At 59.5% G+C, this 13,836-nt stretch carries 9 protein-coding genes; 3 read left to right on the forward strand and 6 right to left on the reverse strand.

Annotated elements, in window-relative coordinates:
* Positions 1–20: 20 nt before the first annotated feature.
* Positions 21–3,173 (reverse strand): multidrug efflux RND transporter permease subunit OqxB, encoded by a 3,153-nt coding sequence (oqxB, locus tag IB226_RS04210; RefSeq protein WP_110866070.1) that lies wholly within the window; start codon positions 3,171–3,173, stop codon positions 21–23.
* A gap of 18 nt (positions 3,174–3,191) precedes the next feature.
* Positions 3,192–4,346, reverse strand: a complete 1,155-nt coding sequence (locus tag IB226_RS04215; RefSeq protein ID WP_101764498.1) for an efflux RND transporter periplasmic adaptor subunit — start codon at positions 4,344–4,346, stop codon at positions 3,192–3,194.
* A gap of 293 nt (positions 4,347–4,639) precedes the next feature.
* Here IB226_RS04215 and IB226_RS04220 point away from each other — a divergent pair, with 293 nt between their 5' ends.
* The 3 genes from IB226_RS04220 (at position 4,640) to IB226_RS04230 (ending at position 5,783) form a co-directional block, all read left to right on the forward strand.
* Positions 4,640–4,987 (forward strand): helix-turn-helix domain-containing protein, encoded by a 348-nt coding sequence (locus IB226_RS04220; protein WP_008110158.1) that lies wholly within the window; start codon positions 4,640–4,642, stop codon positions 4,985–4,987.
* Positions 4,988–5,073: 86 nt separating this feature from the next.
* Positions 5,074–5,508: a ribonuclease domain-containing protein gene (locus IB226_RS04225; RefSeq protein ID WP_192233715.1), complete on the forward strand. Its 435-nt coding sequence runs from the start codon at positions 5,074–5,076 to the stop codon at positions 5,506–5,508.
* 2 nt (positions 5,509–5,510) lie between these two features.
* The gene (locus tag IB226_RS04230) at positions 5,511–5,783 is read left to right on the forward strand and encodes a barstar family protein (protein ID WP_192233716.1); all 273 of its coding nucleotides are present in this window, start codon (positions 5,511–5,513) and stop codon (positions 5,781–5,783) included.
* 1 nt (position 5,784) lies between these two features.
* Here the strand turns inward: IB226_RS04230 and IB226_RS04235 are convergent, their stop codons facing one another.
* The 4 genes from IB226_RS04235 to IB226_RS04250 all read right to left on the reverse strand — a co-directional run bounded on the left by IB226_RS04235 (position 5,785) and on the right by IB226_RS04250 (position 13,803).
* Positions 5,785–8,157: a virulence factor SrfC family protein gene (locus tag IB226_RS04235; RefSeq protein ID WP_192233718.1), complete on the reverse strand. Its 2,373-nt coding sequence runs from the start codon at positions 8,155–8,157 to the stop codon at positions 5,785–5,787.
* Positions 8,154–11,126 carry a virulence factor SrfB gene (locus IB226_RS04240; protein ID WP_061720134.1) on the reverse strand — a complete coding sequence of 991 codons (2,973 nt, stop codon included), beginning with the start codon at positions 11,124–11,126 and terminating at the stop codon, positions 8,154–8,156. The genes IB226_RS04235 and IB226_RS04240 overlap by 4 nt, the downstream gene beginning before the upstream one ends.
* A 2-nt stretch (positions 11,127–11,128) precedes the next feature.
* A complete protein-coding gene (locus tag IB226_RS04245) occupies positions 11,129–12,472 on the reverse strand; it encodes an SrfA family protein (RefSeq protein ID WP_192233720.1) in 1,344 nt (447 codons plus the stop codon).
* Positions 12,473–12,624: 152 nt separating this feature from the next.
* A complete protein-coding gene (locus IB226_RS04250) occupies positions 12,625–13,803 on the reverse strand; it encodes a benzoate/H(+) symporter BenE family transporter (protein ID WP_192233722.1) in 1,179 nt (392 codons plus the stop codon).
* Between the last annotated feature and the right edge of the window lie 33 nt (positions 13,804–13,836).

Genomic DNA, 13,836 nt, shown 5'->3' on the forward strand with positions numbered 1-13,836 from the left:
GTTCACTTCACCTAATACCCTTACACCGTTTGCACTTCAGCTTGTGGTTGCTTGCGCGTCACCAGCTTACGCAGCGTCACATAGAACACCGGCGTCAGGAACAGCCCAAACAGCGTCACGCCCAACATGCCGGAGAACACGGTAATCCCGGTTACGCCGCGCACTTCTGCGCCTGCACCTTCACCAAGGATCAGCGGAATAGTACCGGCGATAAAGGCAATCGAGGTCATAACGATTGGACGCAGACGCAGACGACAGGCTTCCAGCGCTGCATCGACAATGCTCTTGCCCTGCATCTCCAGCTCGCGCGCAAACTCGACGATAAGAATCGCGTTCTTACACGCCAGTCCCATCAGCACTACCAGCCCAACCTGCACAAACACGTTGTTATCGCCACCGGTCAGCCATACACCGACCAGCGCCGAGAGCATGGTTACCGGCACAATCAGAATCACCGCCAGCGGTAGCGTCCAGCTTTCATACAGCGCCGCCAGCACCAGGAATGCGAGTAGGACCGCGACCGGGAAGACGATCAGCGCGGTATTGCCCTGCGTTGATTGCTGATAGCTCAGGTCGGTCCATTCAATGTTCATGCCGTTCGGCAGCACCTGCGTCGACATCTCCTCCAGCTTCTGCATCGCCTGTGCCGAAGAGAGCACGCGCGGATCGGCATCACCAATCAGGTCCGCCGCCGGATAGCCGTTATAGCGAATCACCGGATCCGGGCCATATGTAGTGGTGATATTCACCATGCTGCCAATCGGCACCATTTCGCCGCGATCGTTGCGGGTACGCAGATTGCCGATATCCTGCACGCTATCGCGGAAATCGCCGTCCGCCTGCGCCATCACGCGCCATGTGCGACCAAACTTATTGAAATCGTTGACGTAAGACGATCCCAGATAGGTTTGCAGCGTGCTGAACAGTTCGGTCAGCGACACGCCTTGCGCTTTGGCTTTATCCCGATCCACCTGCACATCCAGCTGCGGCACGTTGGCCTGGTAGGATGAAATCGGGAACATCATGCCCGGCGTCTGCAACACCGCACCGGTCATGGTGTTGATGGCGGTTTGCAGCGCACCGTAACCGAGCCCCGCGCGATCCTGCACATACAGCGAATAACCCGAACCTTGTCCCAGACCTAAAATCGGCGGTGGCATAATCGAGAAGCCAAAACCTTGCTGGATTTTCGAGATCTTAGCGTTGATCTCAGCATTAATTTCCGCGGCGGTGCGCGTACGTTCACTGAACGGCTTCAAACCGAAGAACACCGTGCCGGTATTCGGCGTGTTGGTGAACTGCAACGCGTTCAAACCGGGGAAGGCGACCGAATAAGCCACGCCTTCGGTGTTCATGCCGATCTCGCTCATCTTGCGAATCACTTCATCGGTACGCGCTAGCGACGAACCTTCCGGCATCTTCACGCCGCCAATCAGGTAGAGCTTGTCCTGCGTCGGAATAAAGCCGCCCGGCACGGTATGGAACATAAAGCCCGCACCGGCCAGCAGCAGCACGTAGACGCCGAACACCGCGCCACGACGACGCAAGGTTTTACCCACCAGCGATTCATAGCCATCCGAACTGCGCTGGAAGAAGCGGTTGAACGGACGGAACAGCCAGCCGAGCAGGCGATCGATAATGCGCGTCGGCATATCCTTTGCGGCATCATGTGGCTTCAGCAGCAGCGCCGCCAGCGCTGGTGACAGCGTCAGCGAGTTGATGGCGGAGATCACCGTTGAAATGGCAATCGTCACCGCAAACTGCTTATAGAATTGACCGGTCACGCCGGACAGGAACGCCATCGGCACGAACACCGCACACAGCACCAGCGCGATGGCGATAATCGGCCCGGACACTTCCCGCATCGCCTGATGCGCCGCCGCCGTCGGCGACAAGCCTTGCTCGATATTACGTTCGACGTTCTCCACCACCACGATGGCGTCATCCACCACGATACCGATCGCCAACACCAGCCCAAACAAACTTAAGGTATTGAGCGAGAAGCCGAGCAGATAAAGGATGCTGAAGGTACCGACCACCGAAACCGGCACCGCCAGCAGCGGGATAATCGAGGCGCGCCAGGTTTGCAGGAACAGAATCACCACCAGCACCACCAGCACAATCGCTTCGAACAGCGTTTGCACCACGGCACGGATCGAGTCACGCACGAATACCGTTGGGTCGTACGGCGCGGCCCACTGCACATCGTCCGGGAAACGGGTGGCCAGTTCGGCCATCTTGTCGCGCACCGCATTTGACAGATCGATGGCGTTGGCGCCCGGCGCCTGGAAGATACCGATGCCGACCGCATCTTTGTTGTTGAGCTGCGAACGCAGCGCGTAGCTGCCAGAACCCATCTCGATGCGCGCCACGTCACGCAGTCGCACCAGCGTGCCGTCGTCGGCGGTTTTCAGGATGATATTGCCGAACTGCTCTTCGCTCTCAAGACGACCTTGGGTGTTGATCGACAGCAGAAAATCGCTCTGTTTCTTCAGCGGCTCCGCGCCAAGCTGGCCGGCAGAAACCTGCACGTTCTGCTCCTGCATCGCGCTGACCACATCGGAGGCGGTCAAGCCACGTGCCGCCACCTTATTGGGATCGAGCCAGACGCGCATCGCGTATTCACCGGCACCGAAGATCTGAATCTGACCGACGCCTGGCAGGCGCGCCAGTTCATCCTTCACCTTCAGGGTGGCGTAGTTACGCAGATAGAGGGAATCGTACTTGCCGTGCGGCGAGAACATGTGCACCACCAGCGTCAGCGTCGGCGACATCTTCTGCGTGGTGAGGCCGAGTTGGCGCACCTCTTCCGGCAGACGCGCTTCAGCCTGCGCCACGCGGTTCTGCACCTGAACCTGCGCCTGATCCGGATCGGTGCCCGGACGGAAGGTCACGGTGGTGACCAGCACGCCATCGGAACCCGCCACGGATTTCATGTACATCATGTTTTCTACCCCGTTGATGGCTTCTTCCAGCGGCGTCGCCACAGAATCTGCAATCACTTTGGGGTTGGCACCGGGATATTCCGCGCGCACCTGCACGCTCGGCGGCACCACGTTGGGATATTCACTGATCGGCAGCAGCGGAATGGCGATCAGTCCGGTGGTAAAGATCAAAATCGACAGCACCGCGGCGAAAATCGGTCGGTCGATAAAAAAGCGGGAGAAATCCATAAAAGGCAGTCTCGAAGGTTATTGAGCGGAGCGCATCGCCACCGGTTGGGCGTTCACCGGCATGCCAGGCATAAAGACTTTCTGCAAGCCGTTAACGATCACCTTGTCGCCGGGCTTCAGGCCTTGCTGCACAATACGCAGACCATCGGCTAACTCGCCGGCCTGAATATCGCGGCGCTGGGCTTTACCTTGCGCATCGACCACGTAAACGTACTTACGATCCTGATCGGTGAGCACGGCTTTATCATCAATCAACAGGGCGGTGAAGTCGGCGCGGCCCGGCAAGCGCACGCGCGCAAACAGGCCCGGTGTGAACTGACGCTGCTGATTATCCAGCGAGGCGCGCATGCGGATGGTGCCGGTGCTGGCGGTCAGCTGGTTATCGAGGAAATCCACGGTGCCGCGATGCGGAAAACCCTCTTCGCCGGTCAGCGCTACTTCTACCGGCAGCGACCCGCGATTTTCGCCTTTACGCGCCATCGCCTGATAATGCAGATAGGTGGCTTCATCGACGTCGAAGTAGACGTACATACGATCCTGCGATACCAACGTGGTCAGCACGCTGGCGCTGTCACCGGCGGTCACTAAGTTGCCGGTGGTGATCATCGCGCGGCTGGCGCGACCTTCAATCGGCGCGGTAACGCGGGTGAAATCAAGATTCAGCTGCGCCATATCCACCGCCGCCTGTGCTGACAGCACGCTGGCCTGCGCCTGATTAGCCGCCGAGCGACGCTGTTCCCACTCTTCGCGTGACACGACATTGGTGCCGATCAGTTTATCGGTACGCGCCGATTCACTGCGGGCCAGCGTAGCCTGGCTGCGCGCGTTGGCGAGTTCGGCCTGCGCCTGCTCAAGCGTGGCGCGGTAGGTGCGATCGTCGATGGTGAACAGCACCTGTCCTTTTTTCACCTCATCGCCTTCGCGATAATTAACCTGATCGATATAGCCCGAAACGCGCGGCCGCAGCTGCACGCTCTGCACCGCTTCGAAACGGCCATTGAAGCTATCCCATTGGCTGACTTTCTGCTCTACCACCTGCGCGACACTTACTTCGGGCGGTGGCGGCGGGGCGTTTTGCGCCACACCGCGATCGCAACCGGCCAGCAGGCTTCCCAGCAACATCACTCCTGACAGGCTTACCGCCCATTGAACCCTGTACGTTTGCAGATGCATTGTTGTTATTCCGCTTTGGTGAAAATGAAAGGAGACGTACGAAAAATCTGCAACTTTTATGATTGCATTAAAACGCCACGAGTGTAGGCTTGCTCAAACTGCATCTGCAAGAATATCTGATACACTTTATGTGCGGTTTTGATCATTACGTTGCAGAAGGATCAAAGCCCCTACGCGCAGTGCGGCATTTAATGCAATAATAAAACTTGCATTAACTGGCATAGTCGTTCAACCTTAAAGTGTAATTGCAACTGATACTGATACTGTTCGCAACGGCGACCGGAGAAAACGAGATGATGACCACCGCATTTATTCACGATTTGATCGACTGGATTGACAACAATATTGAAACGCGTCTGGATCTGGATACCGTAGCGGGGCGCGCCGGTTATTCGAAATGGCACCTGCAGCGTATGTTCAAAGAGCACACGGGTTTGCCTCTGGGCGAATACATCCGTGAGAAGAAGCTGAAGAAGTCAGCGGATCGCTTGACCACCAGTAATGAACCGATTCTTAACGTGGCGATTTCACTCGGTTTCGACTCGCAGCAGTCGTTTAACCGCAGCTTTAAACGCCAGTATGGCGTAGCGCCGGGAGCATGGCGTCGTCACGCCGCGCCATCCGCCAGCGCGATGCAGTAAACCCCGCCAGGGCCAGCTTTGCTGGCCCGCGTTTTTCCCTGCCCTAAATCTGTTATTATCGTCGTCCTGTTTTTCAGGATGCCACCATGTCAAAAAAACTCTGGATTGCCTTAATTCTGATCCTGGCCGCGTTGTGGCTCGGGCTAAAACCGCGTTTGTCCGATAAATGGTCAGCTAGCCACCCCGATATTTCACAGCTCACCGATGCCAACACCGTGGCGCGTTGGCTGCAGCAGCATCACACATTACCCGATCTCTATCTCACCAAAAATGAAGCGCGTCGTCAGGGCTGGAATCCCAGCAAGGGCAACTTGTGTGAGGTATTACCGGGCCGTGCGATTGGTGGCGATCGCTTTAGCAACCGCGAAAGAAGGCTGCCGATGCAGGCGGGCAGGCAATGGTATGAAGCTGACGTGAATTACGATTGCGGTCACCGCGACGCCGATCGTCTGCTTTACTCAAATGATGGGCTGATTTTCCTCACCACCGATCACTATCGCAGCTTCAAACAGGTGCCTTAACCATGTTGACGCTCCATTTTGACTTTGCAATCTTGTCAGATCGCCAGGCGTTTTACCGCGCGCTGGTGCAGCAGAGTGCCTGCGCAGTGGATTTCGGTAACAATCTTGATGCGCTATGGGATTGGCTGACCGGCGGCATGGCGCTGCCGGCCACCTTCTATTTAGCGCATGCCGATGACGCCAGCGAGAGTGCAGAATTCGCGCCGGTGCTGGCGTTACTGGAAGAGGCGCAGCAGCAGTTAGAAGGCGAGCTGCGCCTGGTGCGTGGAGAATAAATTACGCGTGCAGCGGTAACAGCAAAATTGCCAGCATCTGGCGGGCATTAGCGGGCAAATCACCGCCGCCGGTGTAGCCGTTGTTCTCAACGATCACCGAATTTAACCCCACCAGCCAGTCATAAATGTAGTAAGCGGTATGATTGGCGGGCGCGGCAGACAAGCGCGTCAAACGTTGTCCCGGCGAGAAGCTGACGCTCGGCGCAGGCGGACGGGCAAAAATGGTCTGACCGCGATTGACGCGGCTTTCAGGGCGCTCGCTCTCCGGGCGCTGTAAAAAGCCCAGCCACGCCACAAAATCCCCCAGCACCGTCATGGCGCGTGAAACCTGACGATCGGTACGCGCTTCATGGGCGCTGGCCTGCGCATCCGGCTCGTTAAGCGCGCTTTGCAGTTTGCTCAGCACCTTGAGACGGAAGCTGGCGGTAATTAACTCTTCCACCAGCATCTCCAGCGTCGGCTTATCAACGTTGAGCAGCGCCAGCAGGCTGCGGCTCTCCGGCAACTGACGCAAGTGCTCCAGCCACAGCGCAAACACCTGCTGCGGGAACTGCTGATCGCGTTGCCCGCCCGAACTGCGCGGCTCAGCGGCAGCTACCGGCTCATCTTTAAACAGATCAAACTCGAAGCCGATGCCGAAATAGCTCTGCTCAGCAGCCGCCGTTTTGGTGCTGTGCTGAATGTGATGGCTGCTGCTCTGGCTCAGCCACAGCTGACGCACCGCTTCACGCGACGGCTGCAAACGCTCCAATAGTTCGCCGTGCAAACCGGTGCGATGTTGCAAGCATTTCAGCAGCGTATCGGAGATCGCCTGCTTGCGAGCTGCCTGTTCCGGCGTGGCGCTGGATTCGGTCCACGGCTGCAAACGTTCCACCAGCTTGTGCTGTAGCGCGCTGAGCTGCAACGCTAAACGCTCACGGCGCGCTTCCGGCTGCATCTCATCCTGCAACCAACTGCCCATGCGATCGACGCCCGCGCGATCCAGCGCCAGCATCGACCCCCAACTCTGTCCCGGCTGACCAATCTGGCGTTGCACCGCTTCATCAACGTTAATCTGCTGCTGCTGATAGCGTGCATCATGTGGCGTGATCGCCCAAATCAGACGCGGCTTCTCACCGCTGGCGGCGATGGTTTGGTGTATGTGCCACTCGCGCAGCGCGCTGGCGGCGACATCGGTGTCGTGACGCTGGCTGGCAGCGGTACAGATCAGCATCAGATCAATGCCCTGACGCGCGGCGTACAGGCCCGGCAGCAGCGCGCGTTTCTGTTCCAGCAGCGTGGCGCGCAGCGGATCGCGTTTGCGCAGCTGCGCCAGTTCATCCTGTTGCGCGCGATCGGCTGGCGTGCCCGGTGCAGGTAGCTCCAGCATATCTGCATCATCGTACAGCGCCTGACGCGGCGTGGAGCTGAGCGGCAAGGTGATCTCCAGCGTCAGCAGCGACAGCAATCCAAGCGGTACATGCTGCGCTTTCCCCACGCGATTGGCGACGATCGGACACACTTCGATCATCTCCTGCCAGTCGGCATCATTGCCAATCAGTTTTTCTGCTGGCAGCGCGGCATCATCCACCAGCACGCTGAGCGGCGCTAACACGCGCGGTGCATGGCGCAGCTGGTGGCGCAAATGCATCAGGCTGCGCAGGCTTTCGTTCAGCGCGTTTTGTCCCGGCCACAGCAGGGCAAACAGCTGCACGCGGTCGTCCACGTTGAGCCACGGCGCCAGCGCTACCGCCTGCGGCCAGAAGTGACGATCGAGAATCTCGGCATGACGATGGTGACGACGGCTCCACGCCCATAGCGTGATCAGCGCATCGCTGTCGAGGCCAGGCTGCGCTTCATCCTGACGGTGGCGCTGCAAACGCTGCAACGCGGCATCGATCTGCGCCGTGTCCGGCTGCAGCTCGGTGTTGGCACAGGCCAGCATCAAACGAATCAGTTCCACTTCGCTTAGCAGCGTCATCTCCAGCGGCCAGGCGTTGGATTGCGTTTCACGCTGGTGGCTGAAGCGGGTGGCGATGGCGAAATCGAGATTGCCGGGATTGATGTTCTGGAAATAATTCAGGGTTTTATCGCCAAGGCGCGCGATTAACTGGCCCTGGGCATCACCGACCATCTCACTCAGCAGCCAGGCTTTGCCCGCCTGCGACTGGCCAAACAGCGCCAGCGTCACCGGACGCGCCAGCTGGCGCGCCAATGCATGGCTCTCCACGCGCGCGCGGCGCAGCTGCAGCGTCAGAGTTTCAGCTTCCATCGCCAGACGCGGCGCGTGCGCCTGATGGGTTTCCACCCAGTTCAGCGCGCCATCCAGCGTTTCCTGCATCAGGCTCAGACGTTTCGCGGGCGTAACCGGCGAGGCTTTTTTGGCAGTTCTCATCGTTTGCAGACGCTCCCGCTGTCGATCCAATATTGCGCATTCGCGTTGCCGGTGGCGGAGAGAGTATTCAGTTTCAGACTCAGCTGCTCCAGCGGCACGCGCGTGCCGTCATCCATGCGTGCATCGCTTAACACTAAGCGTTCAGGGCCGAGATTATCCGGCCCGGGCTGTACCGCCAGCTTAATGCGCAGTACGCTTTCGCCGGCAACCTGACGCGCCAGCGTCGGGTCCACAATGCTCAGGCTATACAGCGGCGAGGCCGGCCAGCGATCGTTCTCCAGCTGGCGGAAGCCGAGGCAGACGTTGCCGCGAATGCGGAAGCTGCTTTTGCGATCCAGCGCGAAGCTGCTGCTGTCGAGATCGATCTCGCTGTAACACAGATTATCGTCGCTGAGCGCCGAGGTCTCATCCAGCACGCCGAGATAGCGAATGGTGGAGTACGGTTCGAAATCACCGGCGCGGAACCAGAAGCTGCTGAGGCGCAGATCGAGCGCCAGCAGGCACAGCATCGCGCCGACTGCGGCGGTGGATTTCGGGTTATCAATGCGGCCTTGCTTGTTGAACGGATACCAGTCGCTGGTGTGATAGCCTTCCAGCGACAAAATACGGCTGCCCGGCAGCGGTTGCAGATGTCGCACCAGCGCCTGAATGCCAGGAAAGCGTGACGGACGACCGGTGAGCAGCAGCACATCGCACTGATATAGTGACACCACTTCACACATCGCGCGCAGCGCCGGAATTATCGCCATACGGTGTTGCAGGAACTCGCCGTGCAACTGCGCCATGCTGACCACCAGCGGCACTTCGAGCAGATCGAATCGGCTGTCGCCGCCGAGCGTGCGCTGAATTTCGCCATTCACAAACGCCAGCACGCTGCTGGCCGGTTTTTGCGGCACCAGCTCGCCGAACAGCGCGTTGATTTCACTGTGGCTGTCGAGCGGATCCCAATTTTCATACTGCTCCAGCACCGCCTGCGCCAGCGGAATAAACAGCTGCAGCGTCACTTGCTGACGCAGCGTGGCTTGTCCGTCCATGCGGCTGTCGTGACCAAACAGCTTGTTCATCAGCGGTTCGGCCAACTGCAAACCGGCTTTCTGCAAGCTCTGCTGCAACGCTGGCAGAATCCACAGCTGAATCACGTCCAGCAGAATATCGTCACCGGCGACTTTGAAGCCTTCGCGGAACAGCAAGCGCGGGGTGATTTTGACGTTGTTGCCCTGGCCGTCATCAAGACGATATTGGGTAATGGCTAAATCGGTGGTGCCGCCGCCGATATCAATCGAGGCGATGCGCAGGCTTTTACCCGGCAGCTCGTCAACTTCACGCGGACGATCCGGGCGCGCCATGCTGCTGAAGAAATCTTCTGCGCGGCCGGCAAAGTTGACCTGGGTTTCGTTGAATAGCCACACCATTTGACCACAGGTGGCTTCGTCCCACTCCATCTGCACATCCGGTACCGGACGCAGGCTGTTTGCCTGGCTGGCGGCGGTAAATTCCTCTTCGGCCGGATGCCAGCCCTCGGCTTTCCATACCAGCGCGATGGCTTCCTGCATGCGGCGACGGAAAATCTCACGCTCCGGCTTCGGCATCGCTGACGGTAGCGTCAGGATCACATGACGCAGCTGGCGCGGCGCCTGGCTTTGCGGCATGCGCTGGCGCTGTGCCACGCTGTTCATCTGCATCATCGCCTGCGCCAGCAGTTCGCACAGCATAAAGGTCATCAGCGAACTGCGGCTGTAGCTGGCGGAGAACACCGGCAGACGGTCGTCTTCCGCCAGTGCGTGCAGCGGCTGGCCTTCGTCGTTAATCAGTAAGGTGAACGGCAGCGCGGTGGCTTGCGGCTCATCGCTGCTGCCGTTGGCGTTGAAGCGCCAGCCTGGCTGATAGCGCGCTTCATCCCACAAATAGCGGCGCGGACTGGACAAACCGGTGCTGCCTTCGGTGCCGGCACGCAGCAACGCCAGACGGCTGGCTTCCCGGCCTACGCGCGTCAGCGACGGCCACATAAAAGCGTTTTCCCGGCCGCTCTCCAGCGAGAAGTTGGCCTTGCCGAAACGGGTTTCAGCAAACTCCAGACGGCTGTCGAACAGCTCGTTGTAAACCTGATGCGGCTCGGAGAGATCGCGCAGCTGCAGCTCGTAGGTTTGACGCAGGCCGCTGCTCTCTTCGGCGTGATCTTCCACCAGAATGCCGCAGGTATGCGAGTTGCCGACGTCGAGAATGATATCGACGTTGACCGCCGGGGTTTGCAGCGAAGTTGCCTGAATATAGATTTCCGCCAGATCGAGCTGCTCGCCCAGCAGTTCCAGCAAGTTAAGATAGTGCGCCTGATATTCGAATTCACGCAGCGCCTGGTTCAGCTCCTGCTCACGACGTGATTCCAGTGCATGCACCTGCTGGCTAAAGGTTTCACGCAGCCAGCCATCAACCCATGTATGGTCGAGGAATTCACCCAGCTCGTAGTTGTGCCAGGCGAGGGCGAAACTGACGCCGTTCTGCGCATCGGCTTTGCTTAAACCGTGCTGCTCGCCGCCATCCTGCTCAGACACAATGCGCGTATCAAAGGCGAGGGTGATGCGATGGGTGTTGCCTGCCGCGTCGGGTTGCGCCAGCGGCGCCAGGTGCAGACGTGCCCAGTTGTCCGGGCCGCCGATAAAACGACGTCCGCTGGTGCAGCGCAGCACCGGCAGCGGCAGCCATTGATGGGCCAGCAGCTTCAGAGAGTCGGCTAGCGCGATATCTGTTTCCGGACGCACCACTTCCGCCGCGCCGCCATCTTCCGGATAGAGCAGGAACTTGCCGCTGTTACCGTCGACGTTAAGGCGCAGCAGCGGGCCGTTGGCGGTTTGCCGCACGAACTGGCGGCGAGCCTGCAACGCAGGTAAACGCAAACCAAAATCAAGAAACTGCACACCGCTATCTTCAATCAGCGTGATTTTCTGTTTGTCATCGATGAGGGGAGCCAACATGTTTACTTACTCTCACGCTTAATCGTCAACGGGAAGACCTGATCTGCGCCGTATTGCGCAGTACAGCTGGCGATGCCATCACCGGCTTTACACACCAGTTCCGGCATGCGGTAACGCGATTTATCGCTGCAGGTCGCAGTATAGCGGCTGCGCACTTCCATGCTGCCGGCGCTGGTCATCGCGGCGGTGACATCGGCTTTACAGCGGATGTTGTCGCCCTGGGTAATGGTGGCGGTACCTTTGCCGTTGCGGATTTGATAGCGCAGGCTTGGCGGTTTGCCGGTCGGCAGATTGGTTTGACGCAACGTGACGCGCCAGGTGCCGTTAATAAATTTCACCGATCCAACGCGCGCATCTTCGGTGGTCATCACCAAATCATCCGCTTTGGCCGGTTCAGTGTGTTCAGCGACCACCTCAGGCGGCGCGACAGGTGTGGCAACCGGCGCGGCGGCAACGACGGTGGCGGCGGTTTGTGGCAGTGTGGCGGCGAGTTTTTCCGCTTTAACCATCACGGCAGGCGGCTTACTCACCGGCACCGGCACATCCGCAACGCTAATCGCAGCAGATTGCGGCGCGCTGTGCAGCCAGTAGGCGACGCCTGCAGCCACCAGCGCCGCAACCGGCAACAGCAGCATCAGCGGACGCACGGCAAAGGCGCGACGTGGCGGCGCGACAGGTTCGGGTAGCGGTTCAGGCGCGGCCTCAGCAATGACTTCAACCGCCGGTTCTTCGGCTTCAGGTTCCGGCTCAATCACCGGTTGAGCAGCAGCAGGCGGCACCTCGATCAGCGGCGCAATTACCGGCGCAACCACCAGCGGAGCAGGTGCTGGCGGTTCTGGCAGCAGCGACGGCAGCGCATCTTCCAGCGAATCGCGCAGGCAGGCCAACGCGTCATCACGCGAACGCGCCTGCGGATCAACAAAGCCCCAGAAGGTGATCACCGGTTTGCCATCCACCAGATAAACGTATTGCTGATCCGGGAACTGCAACGTTTTGCTCAGCAACGCACCAAACAAGCGCATCGCCGGATTCTCCGCGTCGCGCGCGCGCAGGCTCAGCGCCTGCAGATCCTGCTGGTTTAGCGTCAGCAGTTCCAGCGCCTGACGGCGCTCGTGATCGCTGGCACCCAGCCAGGATTTTACTTTGCCAGTAAACGGGGCGTACCAATCGAGGCGGTCACCGCGCTCGTTGACCTGCGGGATCGCGAGGCAATTGGCCAGCGTGGTTTGGCGGCGCAGGCGCAGGGTTTCACGGATTTGCAGCGCGGACGTCCAGACCGGCTGGCCGTTTTCACCCAGTGCCAGTACCGTGTCCAGATTGCCGCTGCGCAGAAAAGTTTTTGCCACTCGTTGGGCCCTTATCGGTGGTTGTCTGAGGCAGAACAGTGTGTGTTTTTGGCGATGATAGTGATCTTAAGCCAAATGCAGCGAAATCAAACGGCTGATAAAGGGGGAAAAACAGGGCGTTTTTCCCGCGTGCGGAGAAGATTGCTGAAATTTTAAGCGCGGCTGCGCGGGGAAAGGATCACATAGGTCAGCATGCCGCCGAGCAAACCCCAAAAGGCGGAGCCGATGCCGAGCAGCGAAATACCGCTGGCGGTGATCAGAAACGCCACGATGGCGCTGTCGCGCTGATCCGGTTCGGCTAAGGCGCGCTGCAAACTGCCGGACAGCGTAGCCAGCAGCGCGAGGCCCGCCAGCGTGGCAATCAACACCGGCGGCAAGGCGCTCAGCATGATGGCGATCAATCCGCCGGTAAATCCGGTCAGCAGATAGAACACGCCCGCCAATGCCGATGCCATCCAGCGGCGCGCCGGATTCGGATCGACATCGTCGCCCATACAGATAGCAGCGGTAATCGCAGCGATACACACCGAAAACCCGCCAAATGGCGACAGCACTAAAGCGATAAAGCCGGTCCAGCCGGTGAGCGCAGATACCGGCGGCTGATAGCCGTGCGCCTGCAAGGTGGCGATGCCGGGCGCATTTTGCGACGCCATGGTGACGAGAAAATAGGGCAAACCCACGCCAATCAGCGCCGCCAGAGTAAACTGCGGCATGATGAATTCCGGCCGACTGATCGCCAGCGCATGCGGCGGAAAGTGGATCGATTGCTGGCCGAGCGCCACCAGCACGCCCGCGATCAACGCCAGAATGATGGCGTAGCGCGGCAGCCAGCGGCGGCTCAACAACCACACCAGACACATGCTGCCGCACAGCGCGAAATTGCTCTGCAAACCGCTAAAGGTGCCGATGCCAAATTTCAGCAGAATCCCGGCCAACATCGCGGCCGCCAGCGACTGCGGAATGTGATTCATCAGGCGGGCGAACAGGCCGGTAACGCCGCATAACACAATTAACAGGTTGGTGGCGACAAACACGCCCACCACTTCATTCAGCGTCAAACCCTGCACGCTGGTGGCGAGCAGCGCCGCGCCAGGCGTCGACCAGGCCGCGAGGATCGGCATGCGTGTCCATAGCGATAAGCCGAGCGAGGCCAACCCCATACCTACGCCGAGCATCGACAGCCAGCCGCCAATCTGCGCCGGCGAAGCGCCCGCAGCCTGCGCCGCCTGGAAGATCAGCGCCGCCGTGCTGCTGTAGCCCACCAGCACGGCGATAAAACCCGAAATCAGCATCGGGAAAGAGAAGGCACTGCGTGTGCTGGCGGTGGTCATCAGGTCATATCCGATTGTGCGTTATAACGCACA

The organism is Pantoea sp. PNT03, assembly GCF_014852515.1.
GTDB classification, from domain to species: Bacteria; Pseudomonadota; Gammaproteobacteria; order Enterobacterales; family Enterobacteriaceae; genus Pantoea; species Pantoea leporis.